This window comes from Pseudomonas simiae, assembly GCF_000934565.1.
In the GTDB taxonomy this organism is placed as follows: Bacteria; Pseudomonadota; Gammaproteobacteria; order Pseudomonadales; family Pseudomonadaceae; genus Aquipseudomonas; species Aquipseudomonas simiae.
Window position 1 is genome coordinate 2,233,338 of sequence record NZ_CP010896.1, and the last position, 18,295, is coordinate 2,251,632.

The 18,295-nt window shown below is 61.0% G+C and carries 17 protein-coding genes, 1 tRNA gene and 1 pseudogene; 10 read left to right on the forward strand and 9 right to left on the reverse strand.

Annotated elements, in window-relative coordinates:
- Position 1: 1 nt before the first annotated feature.
- From uvrC to PF1751_RS28280, 6 genes and pseudogenes are all read left to right on the forward strand, one after another.
- Positions 2 to 1,825, forward strand: a complete 1,824-nt coding sequence (gene uvrC / locus PF1751_RS10245; protein ID WP_044286972.1) for an excinuclease ABC subunit UvrC — start codon at positions 2 to 4, stop codon at positions 1,823 to 1,825.
- 32 nt (positions 1,826 to 1,857) lie between these two features.
- Complete coding sequence (pgsA, locus tag PF1751_RS10250) at positions 1,858 to 2,418, forward strand: CDP-diacylglycerol--glycerol-3-phosphate 3-phosphatidyltransferase (RefSeq protein ID WP_010211263.1); 561 nt, start codon at positions 1,858 to 1,860, stop codon at positions 2,416 to 2,418.
- 63 nt (positions 2,419 to 2,481) lie between these two features.
- A tRNA-Gly gene (locus tag PF1751_RS10255) sits at positions 2,482 to 2,557 on the forward strand.
- A 49-nt stretch (positions 2,558 to 2,606) separates the two neighbouring features.
- Positions 2,607 to 2,780 (forward strand): annotated as a pseudogene (locus PF1751_RS29835) (NYN domain-containing protein); the annotation flags it as partial.
- A 160-nt stretch (positions 2,781 to 2,940) separates the two neighbouring features.
- The gene (locus tag PF1751_RS10260) at positions 2,941 to 3,855 is read left to right on the forward strand and encodes a tetratricopeptide repeat protein (protein WP_226994544.1); all 915 of its coding nucleotides are present in this window, start codon (positions 2,941 to 2,943) and stop codon (positions 3,853 to 3,855) included.
- A 52-nt stretch (positions 3,856 to 3,907) separates the two neighbouring features.
- Positions 3,908 to 4,219 (forward strand): YdcA family protein, encoded by a 312-nt coding sequence (locus PF1751_RS28280; protein WP_406550085.1) that lies wholly within the window; start codon positions 3,908 to 3,910, stop codon positions 4,217 to 4,219.
- Between the two features lie 204 nt (positions 4,220 to 4,423).
- Here the strand turns inward: PF1751_RS28280 and PF1751_RS10265 are convergent, their stop codons facing one another.
- Positions 4,424 to 6,649 (reverse strand): ATP-binding protein, encoded by a 2,226-nt coding sequence (locus PF1751_RS10265; protein ID WP_044286974.1) that lies wholly within the window; start codon positions 6,647 to 6,649, stop codon positions 4,424 to 4,426.
- Between the two features lie 157 nt (positions 6,650 to 6,806).
- Entirely contained in the window at positions 6,807 to 7,076 is a 270-nt protein-coding gene (locus tag PF1751_RS10270) for a hypothetical protein (RefSeq protein ID WP_010211259.1), read from the reverse strand.
- Between the two features lie 298 nt (positions 7,077 to 7,374).
- Here PF1751_RS10270 and PF1751_RS10275 point away from each other — a divergent pair, with 298 nt between their 5' ends.
- Complete coding sequence (locus PF1751_RS10275; RefSeq protein ID WP_044286975.1) at positions 7,375 to 8,046, forward strand: TetR/AcrR family transcriptional regulator; 672 nt, start codon at positions 7,375 to 7,377, stop codon at positions 8,044 to 8,046.
- Here PF1751_RS10275 and PF1751_RS10280 read toward each other — a convergent pair.
- Positions 8,043 to 10,079, reverse strand: a complete 2,037-nt coding sequence (locus tag PF1751_RS10280) for an NADH:flavin oxidoreductase (protein WP_010211257.1) — start codon at positions 10,077 to 10,079, stop codon at positions 8,043 to 8,045. The two genes, PF1751_RS10275 and PF1751_RS10280, sit on opposite strands and share 4 nt — an antisense overlap.
- 156 nt (positions 10,080 to 10,235) lie before the next feature.
- Here PF1751_RS10280 and PF1751_RS10285 point away from each other — a divergent pair, with 156 nt between their 5' ends.
- Positions 10,236 to 11,135 carry a glycine betaine ABC transporter substrate-binding protein gene (locus PF1751_RS10285; RefSeq protein ID WP_044286976.1) on the forward strand — a complete coding sequence of 300 codons (900 nt, stop codon included), beginning with the start codon at positions 10,236 to 10,238 and terminating at the stop codon, positions 11,133 to 11,135.
- 6 nt (positions 11,136 to 11,141) lie between these two features.
- On the opposite strand, the gene PF1751_RS10290 is transcribed toward PF1751_RS10285, so the two are convergent.
- Positions 11,142 to 12,059 carry a LysR family transcriptional regulator gene (locus PF1751_RS10290; RefSeq protein WP_010211255.1) on the reverse strand — a complete coding sequence of 306 codons (918 nt, stop codon included), beginning with the start codon at positions 12,057 to 12,059 and terminating at the stop codon, positions 11,142 to 11,144.
- Between the two features lie 136 nt (positions 12,060 to 12,195).
- Between PF1751_RS10290 and PF1751_RS10295 the strand changes: the two genes are divergently transcribed.
- Together PF1751_RS10295 and PF1751_RS10300 are read left to right on the forward strand one after the other, a co-directional pair.
- Positions 12,196 to 13,512 (forward strand): MFS transporter, encoded by a 1,317-nt coding sequence (locus tag PF1751_RS10295; protein WP_044286977.1) that lies wholly within the window; start codon positions 12,196 to 12,198, stop codon positions 13,510 to 13,512.
- Between the two features lie 19 nt (positions 13,513 to 13,531).
- The gene (locus PF1751_RS10300; RefSeq protein WP_010211253.1) at positions 13,532 to 14,305 is read left to right on the forward strand and encodes a creatininase family protein; all 774 of its coding nucleotides are present in this window, start codon (positions 13,532 to 13,534) and stop codon (positions 14,303 to 14,305) included.
- On the opposite strand, the gene PF1751_RS10305 is transcribed toward PF1751_RS10300, so the two are convergent.
- From PF1751_RS10305 to PF1751_RS10325, 5 genes are all read right to left on the reverse strand, one after another.
- Complete coding sequence (locus tag PF1751_RS10305; RefSeq protein WP_010211252.1) at positions 14,294 to 14,602, reverse strand: hypothetical protein; 309 nt, start codon at positions 14,600 to 14,602, stop codon at positions 14,294 to 14,296. The two genes, PF1751_RS10300 and PF1751_RS10305, sit on opposite strands and share 12 nt — an antisense overlap.
- 219 nt (positions 14,603 to 14,821) lie before the next feature.
- The gene (locus tag PF1751_RS10310) at positions 14,822 to 15,883 is read right to left on the reverse strand and encodes an ATP-binding protein (protein ID WP_021493360.1); all 1,062 of its coding nucleotides are present in this window, start codon (positions 15,881 to 15,883) and stop codon (positions 14,822 to 14,824) included.
- Positions 15,880 to 16,629, reverse strand: a complete 750-nt coding sequence (locus PF1751_RS10315) for a response regulator (RefSeq protein ID WP_010211250.1) — start codon at positions 16,627 to 16,629, stop codon at positions 15,880 to 15,882. The genes PF1751_RS10310 and PF1751_RS10315 overlap by 4 nt, the downstream gene beginning before the upstream one ends.
- 64 nt (positions 16,630 to 16,693) lie before the next feature.
- The gene (gene flgG / locus PF1751_RS10320; RefSeq protein WP_042571506.1) at positions 16,694 to 17,479 is read right to left on the reverse strand and encodes a flagellar basal-body rod protein FlgG; all 786 of its coding nucleotides are present in this window, start codon (positions 17,477 to 17,479) and stop codon (positions 16,694 to 16,696) included.
- A gap of 275 nt (positions 17,480 to 17,754) precedes the next feature.
- Positions 17,755 to 18,210, reverse strand: a complete 456-nt coding sequence (locus tag PF1751_RS10325; protein WP_010211248.1) for a GNAT family N-acetyltransferase — start codon at positions 18,208 to 18,210, stop codon at positions 17,755 to 17,757.
- Positions 18,211 to 18,295: the final 85 nt, after the last annotated feature.

Below are 18,295 nucleotides of genomic sequence, written 5' to 3' on the forward strand. Positions count from 1 at the left end.
CATGAGCACACCGTTTGATCCAAGTGCCTTTCTCTCAACCTGCAGTGGCCGCCCCGGCGTGTACCGCATGTTCGACAGCGAGGCGCGCCTGCTGTATGTCGGCAAAGCCAAGAACCTGAAGAACCGCCTGGCGAGCTACTTTCGCAAGAGCGGTCTCGCGCCGAAAACCGCCGCGCTGGTGACGCGCATCGCCCAGGTCGAAACCACCATCACCGCGAATGAAACCGAGGCGCTGCTGCTTGAGCAGACGTTGATCAAGGAGTGGCGCCCGCCCTACAACATCCTGCTACGCGACGATAAATCCTACCCCTACGTGTTTTTATCCGACGGCAACTTCCCACGGCTGAGCATTCACCGTGGCGCGAAGAAGCAGAAGGGCAAGTATTTCGGCCCGTACCCGAGTGCCGGCGCGATCCGTGAGAGCCTGAGCCTGCTGCAAAAGACCTTTTTTGTGCGCCAGTGCGAAGACAGTTTCTACAAGAACCGCACCCGGCCGTGCCTGCAGTATCAGATCAAGCGCTGCAAGGCGCCTTGCGTGGGCTTGGTCGAGCCGGCCGAGTACGCCGAGGATGTGCGCCACTCGGTGATGTTTCTGGAAGGGCGGAGCAATGCCCTCACCGATGAACTGTCCGGTGCCATGGAGCAGGCCGCCAGCACCCTGGACTTCGAGCGCGCCGCCGAGCTACGTGACCAGATCTCACTGCTACGCCGCGTCCAGGACCAGCAGAGCATGGAGGGCGGCACCGGCGACGTCGATGTGATCGCGGCCTTCGTCAACCCAGGCGGCGCCTGCGTGCACCTCATCAGCGTGCGGGGTGGTCGGGTACTGGGCAGCAAGAACTTTTTCCCACAGACCGGTATCGACGAGGACGTGGCCGAAGTCATGGCGGCCTTCCTTGGGCAGTACTACGTCAGCAGCCCCGAGCGCGATTTGCCGTCGGAGCTGATCGTCAACGTGGTGCATGAAGACTTCCCCACGCTGATCGAGGCGATCCACGAACTGCGCGGCCGTGAGCTGGACATCAGCCACCGCGTGCGTGGCACCCGCGCGCGCTGGCAGCAACTGGCGGTGACCAACGCCGAACAGGCCCTGAGTGCGCGCCTGGCCAATCGACAGCACGTCGCCGCACGCTTCGATGCCCTGGCCGAAGTCCTCAACCTGGACGAACCGCCGCAGCGCCTGGAGTGCTACGACATCAGTCACTCCAGCGGCGAGGCCACCGTGGCGTCGTGCGTGGTGTTTGGTCCGGAAGGGCCGATCAAATCCGATTACCGGCGCTACAACATCGAAGGCGTCACTGCCGGCGATGACTACGCGGCCATGCACCAGGCCCTGACCCGGCGTTTCAGCAAGCTTAAGGACGGTGAGGGCAAACTCCCGGATATCCTGCTGGTGGACGGTGGCAAGGGCCAGTTGTCCATGGCGCGTGACGTGCTCAACGAACTGGCAGTGCCCGACCTGATCCTGCTCGGCGTGGCCAAGGGCGCCACGCGCAAAGCCGGTTTCGAGACGTTGTACTTGAATGATGCCGCCCATGAGTTCACCTTGAAGGGCGACTCACCTGCGCTGCACCTGATTCAACAGATCCGTGACGAAGCCCACCGTTTCGCCATTACCGGTCACCGCGCCCGGCGTGGCAAAACCCGGCGAACCTCAACCCTGGAAGGGGTGGCGGGCGTCGGGCCGACACGGCGACGCGACTTGCTTAAACATTTTGGTGGCTTGCAAGAGCTATCCCGTGCCAGCATTGACGAAATAGCCAAAGCACCCGGTATCAGTAAAAAGCTCGCTGAGTTGATTTATGCGAATCTGCATAGCGAATAGAATGCCTTTCCACCTCGTAGCCAGTTGTGCCGATGAATATCCCTAATCTGATCACCGTTCTACGCGTCCTGCTTATTCCGATTTTCATTCTGTTGTTCTATTTGCCGTACGAATGGAGCTATGCGGCCTCCAGTTCCGTGTTCGCCTTCGCGGCCGCCACCGACTGGCTCGACGGTTATCTGGCCCGGCGCCTGGAGCAGAGCACGCCGTTTGGCGCGTTCCTGGACCCGGTGGCTGACAAGCTCATGGTGGCCGTCGCCCTGGTGTTGCTGGTGCAAGAACACGGCAACCTGTGGCTGACCCTGCCTGCCGCCGTGATCATCGGCCGTGAGATCGTCGTTTCCGCCTTGCGCGAATGGATGGCTGAAATCGGCGCCCGCGCCCACGTGGCCGTTTCCAACATGGGCAAATGGAAAACTGCTGCGCAGATGCTTGCGCTGGTCATCCTGCTAGCCAACCCGTCGCACTTCACCTTCTGGGTCCTGCTGGGCTACGCCTTGCTGCTCGTCGCGGCCGGCCTGACCCTGTGGTCCATGCTCCAGTATTTGCGTGCTGCCTGGCCACATCTGCGCACCACTGTTGAAAAGAAATAAAACTTTTTTGAATCAAAGGGTTGACCGCTTCTGATAATTCTATAGAATGCGCATCACCAAGACGCGGGAATAGCTCAGTTGGTAGAGCACGACCTTGCCAAGGTCGGGGTCGCGAGTTCGAGTCTCGTTTCCCGCTCCAAACACAAAGAAAAAGCCACTCAATAGAGTGGCTTTTTTTTGCCTGTAATTTGGCTTTTCTACAGGGACCTTCAGCTCGCGCCTGGTGTTGGGCTCCGTGCTTAAACCTCCTGGTATCCAGCGACAGTGATTTCACTCGACTGGCGTCGCGTCTCCGGGAGGGGCGGCACACGGTTTATGGGCTCGGCGAAGCGAAAACCCCACCGCCGTTCGTGCCGGCCTGCGACAAGTATCATTTATACCGAGTTGCTCCGCGAACACGCGTCCGCCTTGAGCAGCAGCGATACACGGGCCGTAGTGCTTTCGGTAAACGTCAAGCCGACCCCGTCGACTTGATTAGTGGCATAATGATTTCACGTGTTTCTCAGTGGACGCATGGATGCCATGTTCAAGACGCTTACTTTTCTACTGCTGTTGATCTCTATCACGGGCTGCCAGAGCCTGACCCGACCCGCCGACTACAACGCTCCACTCGTTGGCCTTCGCTGTATGTGGATCGCCGGCCAGAAGCCGTTTGAGCGAGATAATCTGCGGTATATCGAACGCTACGCGGGTTATGGAAATGCCACGTGCAAGGCCATGCTGGGCAAGTTGTATCAGGAAGGCGGCTACGGCGTCGATCAAGACTTCGGCCAGGCCCATGCGCTATTCGTCGAGGCCGCCCAGCTTGACCCGGCTGTGAATGTGCTCTTGGGGCAGATGGCCGAGCGCGGTGAGGGTGAGCCGGTGGACTATGTCAAGGCACGTGAGTTTTACCGCCTCTCGGGCAAGAACGCCGTGTTGCAACTGGGGCGACTCATGGAGGAGGGCAAGGGTGGCCCGCAGGATTTGCCGGGTGCGCTGGCGCTGTATCTGGATGCGGTCGAACGCTGCCGCGATGACGCCTGGGAGGCGATGAACCGTCTGCGTAGAGCAGGGCAGCCGCTCAATGAAAGCCAGGCCCAGCGTTATCAGCAACTGTGGATGAAAGGTTTCGTCAGTTTGCAGACGCGACGTCTGGCGGTAGGGGAAGTATTCGAGGCCGTCAATGCCTCGGGTGCAGCCAAGATCGTGACGTTGGCGTATCGCTTCAAGTCGGACAGTGGCCTGCCCCAGGTGACGATGGTCAAGGGCTCGGGCGATGCCAATGTGGATCAGTGGATCATGAAGGCCGCGGCGCGAATCACCATGGGCGACTCGGCGCCATTGACTGACAGCTCGGGTGAGATGGAGATCAAATCACCCTTGGTTTTTCCTCCTCAAGACACGCCACGCACGTCACACCTGAATTGGATCTGCGGCAGGAAACCCTGTGCTTGATTGCGTCTTCGCTATCGTTTGAGGGTACGTAATGTCTCGTTCTCATCACCGGATGATCATGCTGGGCGTTGTCCTGATGCTGTCGAGCACGATCAGCCTGGCTGCCAATACGCCTTGCTCAGGTCGCAAGGGTGGGATTGCCGGTTGTGATGGGGACGTATTCCTGTGCAACGACGGCTCCATCAGTGTCTCGAAAAGAAGTTGTCTGGCCTACACCGGTAATCAGCAGTCACGGCCCGCGTTGCAACCGCTGCAAGGTCGTACGGGCAGCTGCGGCTGCGGCAGTGGTACTTACTGCACCGGCCCGCGGGGTGGGGTGTACTGCCTCACGCCCTCCGGACAGAAAAGTTACCGGCGGCGTTGATATCTATCCCACAAGTGTCCGGGCATTCTTTGTGTCCAGAGGCTCGAATGGCTTACACACGTGACCGATTCAAGGCGGCTGAATAGGTGTCGAGGGGCGGATAAATACGCCGGCCGGCAATGCTGGTGTGAGGCGCAATCATCAATCAACGGCTGTCTTTGCGCGATGAATTGAGGGTTGCCCTTCACTGCCTTCACTTGATAGCTACGACTCGATCAACTCCCGCACTCGCGCCGTCAAGGTGTCTATCGCAAACGGCTTGGTCAGCACCTGCATCCCCGGCCCGAGGCTGTTGTCGCCGATGATGGTGCTTTCGGCATAGCCGGTGATGAACAGGGTTTTCAGCGCCGGCCGTACTTCTCGGCCAGCATCGGCCATCTGTCGACCGTTCATGCCGCCGGGCAGGCCGACATCGGTGATCAGCAGGTCGATATGCACGTCGGAGCGCAGGATCTTGAGGCCGGTAATGCTGTCGCTCGCTTCGATCAGGCTGTAATCGAGTCCGCCCAGTACATCCATCAGCAGGGTGCGCACACTGGGTTCATCGTCCACGATCATGATGGTCTCGCCGCGCTCGGCCGGGGTGGCGCTGGTACTGTCCAGTTCAGGATCGGCCTCGATGGCCTGCCCCTGGTAGCGCGGCAGGTAAAGGCTGATCGCCGTGCCGCGCCCGACCTGCGATGCAATCCGTGCCTGCCCGCCGGATTGCTTGGCGAACCCGTAAATCATCGACAGCCCCAGGCCGGTACCCTGGCCGATGGGCTTGGTGGTAAAGAACGGATCGAACGCCTTGGCCATGATTTCGGGCGTCATGCCCGTGCCGGTGTCGCTGACTGTCAGCGTCAGGTATTCCCCTTCGGTCAAGTCGTGGGCGCTGGCGGTGGCAGCATCCACGCATACATTGGCGGTTTCAATGCGGATACGCCCGCCGTGGGGCATGGCATCCCGAGCGTTGATGCACAGGTTCAGCAGGGCGTTTTCCAACTGGCTGGCATCCACCAGTGTCGGCCATACGCCGCTGGCACCGAGGGTGTCGACCGTGATGCTGGGGCCTACCGTACGCTGGATAAGTTCGCCCATACCTTCCATCAGCACGTTCACATCGGTTGGCCGTGGGTCCAGGGTCTGCCGGCGCGAGAACGCCAGCAGACGATGGGTCAACGCCGCCGCACGCTTGGCCGCACCCTGTGCGGTGCTGATGTACTTGTCCACTTCTTGCCAGCGCCCTTGTGCGATGCGCAGCCCGGTAAGTTCCAACGCCCCGGAGATACCTGCGAGCAGGTTGTTGAAGTCATGGGCGAGGCCGCCGGTCAATTGGCCCACGGCTTCCATTTTCTGTGACTGTCGCAGTTTTTCTTCGGCCTGGATCAATTCGACGGTGCGCTCGGCCACGCGTTGTTCCAGGGTTTCATTCAGGGCGCGCAGTGCGGCAGTCGCACGGTCGCGCTCAGCCTCGACAGAGCGGCGACTCTCCACATCGATGACCACGCCCGGCAGCGTCAACGGTGTGCCATCTTCGGCAAGGTCAACGCGCCCATTGGCTTCGATCCAATAATATCGACCGTCATCGCGACGCACGCGGTACTGGTGGGCATAGGCGCCACCCCGGGCAATCGCAGCATGGATGGCGGTGGTCAGTCCCTCCCGGTCTTCCGGGTGTACCGAGGTCATCACCTGCGCGAGGCTAAGGCCCTCATGGCCCAAGGCCGGGTCCACGCCAAAGGCGCGGGCGAAGGCTTCATCGATGCTGAAGCGGTCGCTGGGAATGTCCCAGTGCCAGGTGCCGATGATTGCGCCGGCAGCCAGCGCCAGTTGTACACGCTCCACGTTTTGCCGCGCCACTGCCTCGCTGATGCGCAGGCGCTCCTCGGCGTTGCGGCGTTCAGTGACGTCGCTGAAGATAATTGCGATTTGCCGGTCAGCCGGATCACCAACGCGCACCGCGCGTACATCGAACCAGCGCTTGAATGCTTCGGCATAGCTTTCGAAGGTTGCCGGCTCACCGGTCTTGGCCACGTGCCCGTAGGTCTCGAACCAGAACTGTTCCAGGTCCGGCGCGAATTCGGTGACCCACTTGCCGCGCAGGTCGACCCCGGCTTGATGCTCGAAGGCCGGGTTGGCTTCGACGAAGCGGTAGTCGATCGGTCGGTCATCGGCGTCAAACTTGACCTTGACGATGGCGAACGCCGACTCGACCGTCTCCAGGATTGTGCGAAAGCGTTCTTCGCTCTGACGCAGTGCGGTGTGCTCAACGCGCATGCTGGACAGGTCGAGCACCGCCTGGCGGTAGCACGCTTGCGTTTCATCCACAGAGCGCTGCGCCGCGCCATTGCCAGGTGAACCTGACAACGGATCAAGGCCTGCGCCTTCCAGCAGGGCACGCAAATGCAGGACTTGCGCCTCCAGTTCTGCACGAGTCAGGTTTTTCACTGCTGTTTCCATAGACGAGTTAGAGGGGCTCCCAGCCGCTGTATGACCGGCGCCCCTGTCACAGGGTTCAATTGTTGCGGCGCGCGGCATCCCGACGAGTAAAGTCGGGTTTTCCGTAGCTGGCTACTCTTTCAGGTCTGCATCGCGCAGGCGCACATCACCTGTCGCAGCACTGTCCTTGCCGGGGCCTCGACCCCACTGTAGTGCGCCGGATGCGCAGCAGGTCTTGGTACGCTTCAGCGCGTTTCGTCTCGGCCACCCGCTTGGCTTCAGAAAAACGCAGCCAGGCATCGGCATCCGCCAGGCTAGTGTCAATGATGTCGTAGGCGGCTTTCTCCAATCGATCTGCTTCGTAGAACAGTTCGGCATTCCTGGCGAGTTCGTCCGGGACGAAGGGTGTCGATGCTTCACGCGTGTTCGCGGCCATGGCCTTTACCTCAAGGTCGTCGTAGGCGAGCGCGGTGAAGGGCGCCTAGGGTGCCGGGTTCGTAGCTCGCACAAGGACTGACACAAGCCGTTCTTGTGTCTGGGGTCCTGCTTAATGGAGAGGTAAAAGCGCAGAATCGTTCAAGTTAGTGCAAGGTTGGGGGCGTTGAGCCTTCAAACTGCCCAAACGATGGGTCAGGCAGGGCGTACAGGAAATGTACGTCGATGTACATTCCCTGTGCGCTGCACGTCTTGCGGTGTAGAGTGGCGTGCAATTCCCTGGCAAAGGTAACCCCCGGATGTCGCACACCGTAAAACCGCGAGGCAAGGCCCAGGACACCGGCTGGCGAGGCTCGGTCGACGTGTGGCTGGACGCCGCTTACGCCGCCTTGAAAGAGTCCGGCATCGACGCCGTACGCGTCATGCCACTGGCCAAGCAATTGGGCTTGTCGCGTACCAGTTTCTATTGGTTCTATGAGGACCGCGAGCAATTGCTCGCCGCCTTGCTGACCCGCTGGCGCGACAAGAACACCGGCAACCTGGTGCACCAGTGCGAACGTTATGCCGAGAGTATTTCCGAAGCCATCCTCAACGTCTTCGAGTGCTGGTTGAACCCGGAATTGTTCGACTCGCAATTCGAATTTGCCGTACGCAGTTGGGCGATGCAGTCGGCGGATGTCTCGGCAGAAATCGCGTTGGCCGATGACACCCGTATCAACGCGCTGACCGGTATGTTCCGGCGTTTTGGCTACGATGAAGAGGCGGCCGATGTGCGTGCCCGGACCATCTACCTGACGCAGATCGGCTATATCTCGATGAACACCACCGAGGATGTGGTGGTGCGGTTCCGGCGTATTCCGCAGTACGTCAGCGTGTTCACCGGCAAGGCGTTGAAGCGGCGTGAACTGGACCGCTTCTATGGGGCATTTGGCTACGCCGAAACCGCACCGGGCGTGTTTGAGCTTTTTTAGAGGTCCTTGACCAACCGCAACGCATCGTAGATCGCCGCATGGGTATTGCGTGCGGCCACCGCATCGCCGATCCGGAACAACTGGAAGCGGCCCTCGGCGTGGGTCACGATGTTCTGCACGTTGCCGGCAATCAAATCGTGCTGCTCGACCGCGCCGCCGTTGCTGGAGTGCGCGCGCAGGTCGAAGTACAGGTCGTCCAGCGGAACCGTGCCATGGTTGATCACCACTTGGTCGACCACCCGCTGTTTGTGCACCGTGCCGTAGTCACTGCCAAAACGGGCGACCAGCCGACCGTCGCGTTTCTCCACCGACTCGACCCGATAGGTCACGGTAAAGATCACGTCCAGGTCCTGCAGGCTGCGCATGTAGGGCACCAGGTTCATGGCCATGACTTCCGGGGCGAACGCGCGGTCCGGGGTGACGATTTCGACGCTCGCGCCGCTTTGCGCAATCACCTCGGCGGCTTGCAGCGCGGCATGGTCGCCGGCATCGTCGAAGATCAACACATGACGCCCCGGTTTGACGTCGCCTGAAATGATGTCCCAGGTCGACACCACCAGTTCATTGCCCTCGGCGAGCACCTCGGTATGGGGCATGCCGCCGGTGGCGACGATTACCACGTCCGGCTCATGGGCCAGCACCGTCTCGGCCTCGGCCCAGGTATTGAAGTGGAATGTCACGCCAAGGCGTTCGCACTGGGCCATGCGCCAGTCGATGATGCCGATCATTTCGCGACGCCGCTCGCTCAGGGCGGTCAGGCGGATTTGCCCGCCGGGCCGGTCTGCCGCTTCCAGTACTGTCACCTCATGGCCGCGCTCGCCGGCAACCCTTGCGGCTTCCAGCCCTGCCGGGCCCGTGCCGATAACCAGCACTTTGCGCTTTACGGCCGCCTTGGGAATGTCGTGGGGCATGCTGGTTTCCCGGCCGGTCGCCGCGTTGTGGATACAGTAGGCAGCGCCACCCTGGTAGATGCGGTCCAGGCAGTAGTTGGCGCCGACACAGGGCCGGATATCTTCTTCACGCCGCTCGATGATCTTGCGCACGATATGTGGGTCGGTCATATGGGCGCGGGTCATGCCGACCATGTCCACCTTGCCCGATGCGATGGCGTAGCGTGCGGTGGCGACGTCCGGGATTTTCGCCGCGTGGAAGGTGGGGAATCCGGTGGACGCGCGGATCTCGCCGGCAAACTCCAGGTGCGGCGAGTTGCGCATGCCCTGGATCGGAATCACGTCGGTCAGGCCCGCGTCCGTATCGATGTGCCCGCGTACCACGTTGAGGAAGTCCACCAGCCCGCTGTCCTTGAGCATGTGCGACACCTGCAGGCCTTCGTTGGCGGTGAACCCGCCCGGCAGCGCTTCGTCACCGGTGTAGCGCACGCCCAGCAGAAAGTCTTCACCGACGCGCTGGCGAATGCCGCGCAGGACGTCGAAGGTAAAGCGCATGCGGTTTTCCAGGGAACCACCGTAAGGGCCCTCTAGCTCGTTGGTCAGTGGCGACCAGAACTGGTCCATCAAATGACCGTAGGCTTGCAGTTCCAGGCCATCCAATCCGGCCGCTTTCATACGCTCGGCGGCGTCGACGTAGTCCTTGATGATCCGCTCGATGTCCCAGTCTTCCAGCTTCTTCGGGAAGGAGCGGTGTGACGCCTCGCGGCGGTGCGAGGGCGAGACCACCGGCAGCCAGTCGGCCTTGTCCCAGCGTGTACGACGGCCCAGGTGCGTTAGCTGAATCATCACCGCCGCGCCGTGTTCGTGGCACTCATCGGTCAGGTCCTTCAACCAGCCGACCACCTCATCTTTGTACGCCAGCACGTTGTTGAACACCGGCGGGCTGTCCCGTGATACGGCGGCGGAACCTGCGGTCATGGTCAAGGCCACGCCCGCCTTGGCACGTTCGACGTGGTAGGCGCGGTATAACGCCTGCGGCATGCCGTCCACCGGGTAGGCCGGCTCGTGGGCCGTGGTCATGATCCGATTGCGCAGGGTCAGGTGCTTGATTTTGTAAGGCTGCAGCAGGGGATCGCTGGACATTATTCTGTGCTCCGTAGTGGGCATCATCAGGCTCGGCGATCTGAAATTAGGATAAATGTACATAGGTGTCAATAATGGTAGACATGCATGTACATTTTTATTGCGGGGCCCTGAACTCATCGCTAAGATCGGCCTCACCCCTTAGGAGGACGCCTGATGAATGCTCATGTGCACTATCGGAAAAAAGCCTGTGCCTACCTGCTCGGCCTTGCGCTGGGAGCCAGTGCGGCGGTGACCCAAGCAGAGGAAAAACCACCGGTCCGCATCGGTTGGGTGAACTGGTCCGACACGGAAATCACCGTCAAGCTCGCCAGTACGGCCTTGCAAGAGCATCTCAAGCAACCGGTCAAGTTGGTGATGGCCGACATCGGCATCCAGTTCCAGGCGCTGGCCAACGGCAACATCGACCTGATTCCGATGGTCTGGCTACCCAGTACCCACAAGGCGTTCTACGACAAGTACAAGGACCGGCTCGAAGACCTTGGCGTGCTGTATGAAGGGCGAATCGGCATGGCCGTGCCCACCTCGGTGCCGGTTGCAGAAGTCGCCAGCGTGGAGGACCTGAACAAGCCTGGGATCCGCGAGAAGTTCGACGGCAAGATCTTGACCTCCGAAGTCGGCAACGGCCAGTACACACTCACCGTCAGGGCGATCGAGGACTACAAGTTGACGGGCTACAAACTGGTGGGGTCTTCGGAAAGCGGCATGCTCAACGAGATGGACCGCAATCTCAAGCGTGACAAGTGGTCATTGGTCAACGCCTGGAGCCCGCACTGGATGTTCTCCAAATGGTCGCTGCGCTACCTGGAGGATCCCAAGCAGATCTTCGGCGGCGCCGAACAGATCCACGCCATGGCCCGCAAAGGCTTCAGCCAGGAACACCCCGAGGTGGCGTACTTCTTTGCGCATTTCTCCCTCCCCCAGGCCGACCTCGAAGCGTTGATGATGCAGGCGCGGGAGAGCACGGCAGACAAGGCGGTGGCGGCGTATTACGCGGCGAACAAAGCGCGTTTTGAGGGGATGTTCAATCCAGAACTGGTTTCCCGCACCCGGTAAGCCTGCTTATGCCTGCGACTTGAACATCGGCAAACGCGCCAGCATCCAGTCCAACAGCTCCTGGGCGGGGGCTGCCAACGGGCGTGCGGCCTTCACCAGCAATTTGGCTTCCACCCCCAGCAGTAGGGGGTGATCGATCAGCACCGATGCCAGCTCGCCATTTTCGATCTCCCGAGAGGCCGCGAACTCCCCGGCCAGCGAGGCAAAGTCGCCACTGGCAACCAGACGCTTGAGCGCCGCCAGCGAATTGCTGACCAGGGTCGGGCGCACCTGGATCTTCTCGGCATACTCAAGCAGGGTGATGGCGTGCCCGATGCCGAAGGTGGTGGGGGTGAGGACCAGCGGGCATTCGAGCACGTCCTGCACACTGGCCATGCTGCCGCGCACAGCCAATGGGTGGTCGGGGCGCACCAGCAACATCACCGGCTGCAAGGAGGCAGCGCGAAACTCAATGTGCGGGTGCGTCGGCGGGTTGTACGCCAGGCCAATGTGCGCACGGTTTTCAGCGACTTCGTTGAGCACATCCACCACCGGCAGGATATCCAGCGTGACTTCCAGTTTGGGGTACTGCTTGCAGAAAGGCGCGAGCACGTTGTCCACCAGCACATCGACATACCCTTCACTGATCACCACGCGCACATGGCCTTGCTGCAAGCCCTTGATCGCCTGCAACTGGTCTTCGAGTTTCTCCTGCTGTGAACGATAACCGCGCCAGAATTCAAGCAAATGCGCGGCCGCCTCGGTCGGTTGTACGCCACGGGCCTGGCGCTCGAATAGCTTCGCGCCGAGTTCTTCTTCCAGCAGTTTGATCTGGCGGGTGATCACCGACGGCGAGGTGTTGATGCTGTCCGCCGCCCCCCGGATAGAACCGTGCATCAGCACTTCATGAAAGTAGCGCAGGCGTTGTTGATTGATCTCTCGCATGAGGGTCACCGTCGTAAAGGTTGCGTTGCCTATAAAGCAACACTACGCGAACTTAGTTGCTCTTGCTGGCGATAATGGCGCGGCGCACCATGGATTGGCAAGCCCGCAGCACCCACAAGAATAATGGGAGACACGTATGCCAACCGCTCCGGCACCCGCAACCAACGAGGCCATTGCTGCCCTCTACCACAAACTCAATTGGCGGCTGTTGCCGCTGTTGTTCATCGGCTACGTCTTCGCTTATCTGGACCGCATCAATGTCGGCTTCGCCAAGCTGCAGATGCAAAGCGACCTGGGCTTGTCCGATGCGGCGTACGGCGCCGGTGCCGGGATTTTCTTCGTCGGCTACGTGCTGTTCGAATTGCCCAGCACCCTTATGCTGCCGCGCATCGGCGCGCGCAAAACCTTCAGCCGCATTCTGGTGCTGTGGGGCATCACCTCCGCCTGCATGCTGTTTGTGCGCGACGTGCCGACGTTTTATGCCATGCGCTTTTTGCTGGGCGTGTTCGAAGCCGGTTTTGCACCGGGCATGATCTATTACCTGTCCCGTTGGTACGGCCCGAGCCGCATGGCGCGGGCGATTGCCATCGTGTTTATCGCCGGGCCCATGGGCGGCATCCTGGGTGGCCCGATTTCAGCGTGGCTGATCACCACGTTTGCCGGCGTCGGCGGCCTGGCCGGGTGGCAATGGATGTTCCTGATCGAAGGCCTGCCCTGTGTGTTTCTCGGCGTGCTCATGTACGTCGTGCTGTGTGATCGGCCCGCAGACGCGCCGTGGCTGAATGCCGCCGGAAAGCAGTTGCTGGAAACCGAACTGGGCACTGCGAGCGCGCGCAGCCATTCATTTCGTGCCGTGTTGCGCGACCCCAAGCTATATGTCCTGGCATCGGCGTACTTCTGCATCATCTTTTCGATCTACGCCATGAGCTTCTGGCTGCCGGCCGTCATCAAAGCCCTGGGCGTCAACGACACCCAGCAGTTGGGCTGGTACGCCGCGTTGCCTTATGTCGGCGCGGCACTCGGTATGTATTGGATCGGACGGCGTTCGGACCGCCTCGGCGAGCGACGCCTGCACTGCGCCATCCCTGCTGCCACCGGCGCCGTCCTGCTGATCCTCTATCCCCTGGCAGGCGGCAACCTGCTGGTGTCGATGGCACTGCTGACCCTGTCGATCAGCATGATGTTCATGGCCTACACCGTGTTATGGGCGATGCCCTCCGAGCACATCAAGGGCGAAGCGGCCGCGGGCGGCATTGCCTTGATCAATACCATCGGACTGTCCGGTGGTTTCTGGGGCCCGGCCATGATCGGCTGGGCCAAAACCGCTACCGGCAGCCTCGACACGGGGCTCATCGCCGTGGGCTGTGTGTTCCTGTGCGCGGCCTTCGTGATCATCGCGACCAAACCGCGAACACGCACCGGGCAGACGGGCGATTACATCCGCAGTCATTGAAACCAACGAGGAAACCATCATGCTTTTATACCTGTCGACCTGGGCCGAGATCGGCCAGTTCCTTGAGCGCAGCCGCACCATCGTGATTCCGATCGGCTCCAACGAGCAGCACGGCCCCACCGGTTTGTTGGGCACCGATTGGATGTGCCCGGAGATCATTGCGTGCCAGGCGCAAAAAAGCGCCGATATCCTGATCGCGCCAACGTTCAACATAGGCATGGCCCAGCACCACATCGGCTTTCCCGGCACGATCTCGCTGCGACCCTCGACGTTTATTGCCGCCATCGGCGACTGGGTGCACTCGCTGGTCGCCCACGGCTTTGAAAAGATCCTGCTCCTCAATGGTCATGGCGGCAATGTCGCCTCCATTGAAGCCGCATTCTCCGAGTTGTACGCCGAGGCAAGTTTCGCCCGGCGCCCTGCGGGATTCGCGCTGAAGTTATGCAATTGGTGGGACCTTGAAGGTGTCGGTGAACTGGCCAAGGAACAGTTCCCCACCGGGCACGGCATTCATGCCACACCGTCGGAGATAGCGGTGACCCAATGGGCCTACCCGGAGGCGATCAAAACCGCTGACTACTCGCCTCAAATCGCGCCCTGGGGCCCGATCCGTGAAGCCTTTGATTTCCGTGCGCGCCATGTGGACGGGCGCATGGGTTCAGACCCGGCGCAGGCCAGCCCGGACAAGGGACGTGATCTGGTGATGATGGCTGCGCGAGGTTTGATACAGGAAGTCGAAGCGTTCAGTAGTGAGCCGATGCCAACGCCTTACGCGAGAGGCTCAGGCGTATGAAAACCTGTCACGGGCCGCTCTCAACGCGTCGCGAACGGCATCGGTGCGCAACTGCAGTGTCATTTGCGTCTCGTCGATCACGATTTCCGCGACGATCAACACGCAGATCAGCGGCGCGGTTACGAACCAGTGGCACCAGCACTGGGTCGCCAGCGACACGGAAACGCCGATGATCCACAGCGCCAGCACCCACTTTGGCGCGTGCTGTTGCAGCGGCACCCAGAACCGTTGCAGCCTTTTCAGGCGGGCCGTGTGCAGGCGCAGTGACTCTTCAAGGAGTGACAGGGAAGGGCTCATGTTCACACTCGTTAAGTTATCCGGGCACGACTGGGGAGGGACTTCCCCAGCCACGACAAGTTGATGCGGTCAACTTCTATCCAATGCCCGCTTTGAGGTGCTGCGATGCAGCTTTTGAACGCAATGCACATACATTCGGCGTCCAACAGGACAAAGCATCGATAGCGTTGAATGGGTCTGAACAGCCTGGAAAAGATGTGCATGACGGGCCGGGTTTACTCAAAGGTTCCAACTGAGTTCGAACAGCGTTCCGCCGTTTTCCATTTTTCGACACGTCACCGCGCCACCATGGGCAATGGCAATCGCGCGCACCACCGCCAGGCCCAGGCCACTGCCGCCCTGGGCGCGTGAGCGAGAGTTTTCGCCGCGCTGGAAGGCTTCGAACAGGTGCGTCGCAAAATCCTCATCAATGCCAGGGCCGTCGTCGCGTACCCTCAGGTAGTGAACGCCGTCGCGCGTGCTCAGGTGCACATTGACGTTGCCAGGTGTCGCGTGCCGACGCACGTTGTCCAGCAGGGCCAGCAAGGCCTGGCGAATCCGTGCAGGGTCGCAGCGCAGGGTGCGGCGTTGCAGGTCCAGTTGCAGGGTAAAACCAGCAGCGGCCAGGCTGGGTTCGAACAGCCGCACATCGTCCTCAACCCCTGCGGCGAGGTCGGCGTCTTGCACGTTGACTTCCAGGTAGCCGCTGTCCCCCAGACCGACCACGCGCAAATCCTCGATCATCCGTGCCAGCCCTTCGACCTGCCCAAGCAGGCTGTAGAACTGCGCCGTGTCCGGCTCGAACACCCCCTCGGCCAAGCCTTGCAGGCGACCGCGCAGGATGGTCAGTGGCGTGCGCAGTTCATGGGCAATGGCTGCATTCCAGAATGCTTGTTCCTGTGCCATACGTTTCAAGCGTTGGGCCATGCTGTTGAAGTCATTCACCAAAATAGCCGCCTCACCGATGGACTCGTCGCCGGCCACGGCTTGCACATCGAGATCGCCGTCCGCCAGCTTGCGCAGGTTCTCGGCCACTGAGTTCAATGGCATCAGGATGCGCCGCGACAACTTGGTGGCGACAAATGCGCCGACGGCCAGGCTGACGCAGGTGGTCAAGCCCATCCACGCCCATTCGGCATTGGCCGGCATCCACTCGTCGACCTGCTCGTCCGGAAGTGGCCAGTAGGTCCAAAGCAGGGCGTAGAACACATAGGAGCCGATCACTGCCAGGGCGACCACGCACAGCACCACGACCGACATGGACAAGATGATCTGGCGGCTCAAACCATTGAATAGTTTCACGCGCCACTCCCGAACCGATAACCCACCCCGCGAATGCTCGCCGGCACGCCTTGCAGCCCAAGGTCTTCGATCTTGCGGCGCAACTTGCTGATATGGCTGTCGACTGTACGTTCCAGGCTGTCGCTTTCCGGCGAGCACAGCGCCAACAATTCCGCGCGGCTGAACACGCGTTTCGGCGCTCGGGCCAACTGGGCCAGCAGTTTGAACTCGGTGACGGTCAGCAGCAGCGGCAGGGCGTTGCCCGAGATGTTCACCGTGACCTGATGGCTCTCGATATCGATCTCAAACCCATCCACCCGCAACACGCTGGCGCTGACACCGGATGTGTAGTTGACGGAGCGCCGCAGCACCGCCTGGGTACGGGCCACCACCTCGGCCGGGTTGAACGGCTTGACGATGTAGTCATCGGCGCCGATACGCAAACCCATCAACTTGTCCATGTCCTGGTCCTGTGCGGTCAGCATGATCACCGGCGTGTTGCCGCGATGGCGCACTTCGGCCAGGACTTGCCAGCCATCGACATGGGGCATCAGCACATCCAGCAGCATCAGGTCTGGCTTGAGGCTCAGGTGCAGTTCCAGCGCGCGCCGGCCATCAAGGGCGTGGGCGGTACGGAAGCCGCTGCGCTTGAGATAGGCGATGAGGATATCCGCGATCTCGGGCTCGTCTTCGGCGATCAGCACCAAGGCCTGGTTCTCTCGGATGCTGTTGGGACGGGGTGTCGATGCGACGGGGTAATCGTTCATAGTCTGCTCGGTGAAGAGGCCTTGTCGTGATTGCCGCTCCATGGCCCACGCTGTCAGGTGTTGATCATAGCTTCTGGGTAAGGGCGCCCAACATTTGGTTGGCGGTGGAAATCACTTTGGAGTTCATCTCGTAGGCCCGCTGCGTGGTGATCATATTGACCATCTCTTCAACCGTGCTCACGTTCGAAGTCTCCAGGGCGCGCTGCAACGTGGTGCCAAAGCCGTTGAGCCCCGGCGTACCGACTTGGGGCGCGCCACTGGACGCGGTTTCCAGGAACAGGTTGTTGCCGATTGCCTGCAAACCAGCCGGGTTGATGAAGTCGGCGGTCTGCAGGTTGCCGATCACTTGCGCCGCGGAGTTGCCGGCCAGAGTGATGGACACCGTGCCGTCCTGGCCGACGGTGAAGGTCTTGGCGTTGTCCGGCACCACAACGGCGGGCTCCAGGGCGAACCCGCTGGCGGTGACCACCTGGCCATTGGCATTCAGGTGGAAGGTGCCGTCACGAGTGTAGCCGGTGGTACCGTCCGGCTGCAGCACTTGGAAGAACCCTCGGCCATTAACGGCCAGGTCCAGCGGTTGTCCGGTGGTCTGCAGGCTGCCGGCGCTGAAGTTCTTCTGGGTGCCGACGATCTGTACGCCGGTGCCCAGTTGCAGTCCTGATGGCAATGCACTGTCCTGCGTCGACTGCGCGCCCGGCTGGCGCTTGATCTGATACAGCAAGTCCTGGAACTCGGCACGGTCGCGTTTGAAACCGGTGGTCGAGACGTTCGCCAGGTTGTTGGAAATGGTCGTCAGCTGGGTGTCCTGGGCCGACAAGCCGGTTTTTGCGACGTACAGGGCTGGAATCATGGGGTTCTCCGTGTGACCCGTTCAAGGGGGCACTGTGATGAACCTGATTGTGCGCAACCAACGTGCGCATTCATGGGAGGTTTTGTGGAGGAATGATGGAGAGGGCAGTTTTTTTCCGGCCATGCGCATTTAAGCCAGGCTCGATCAAACTCGCAGTAGAGCGCGCGGTCTGCGGTGGCAACGTTGTCGCTGTTTTGGGAGGCGCCAGTGTGCACAAGGGGTGGAGTTTTACGGGAGGTTCGATGGAGGGGGCGTGGAGCCGATGGGAAACGCAATCACAGGGGCTGGATAAATTTCACATACACCTGCTCAGGGTCGTGGTCGTCCAGGTTGTCGATCTGCCCGCTCGGCACGAATCCAGCCTTGGCAAGCAGCGCCTGGGCTGCGGTGTTTGACGCATTGGTCGACGCAAACAACTTGGGCGTCTTGCATGCCGCCTGTGCCGCGGCCAGCAATCGCAGCGCCACACCTCGACGCTGGTGCGCCGGCGACACGACGACCAGCGCCACAAAGCCGTGATCGAAAAAGTCATGGGTCAGCACCAGGTAACCGGCGCATCGGCCAGCGGTGTCGACGGCAACCAGGCATTGTTGGCGAATCACAGCATCGTGGATGAACACGCGACGATGGGTGTGAGCGGTTGCGTAGGTGTCCAGTTCGATCAGGGCACGCACGTCGTCGGGTGTGGCTTGGCGAATGGGATCTTTCGCGTGGTTGCTGTCGTTAGGCATTGGAAGCGTCCTGCCAGTGTTGGAGTGCTGCTTTGACAGAGCCTACTCCATGGGTTGCTGACCTGGAAACACCCTTCCTTTCCAA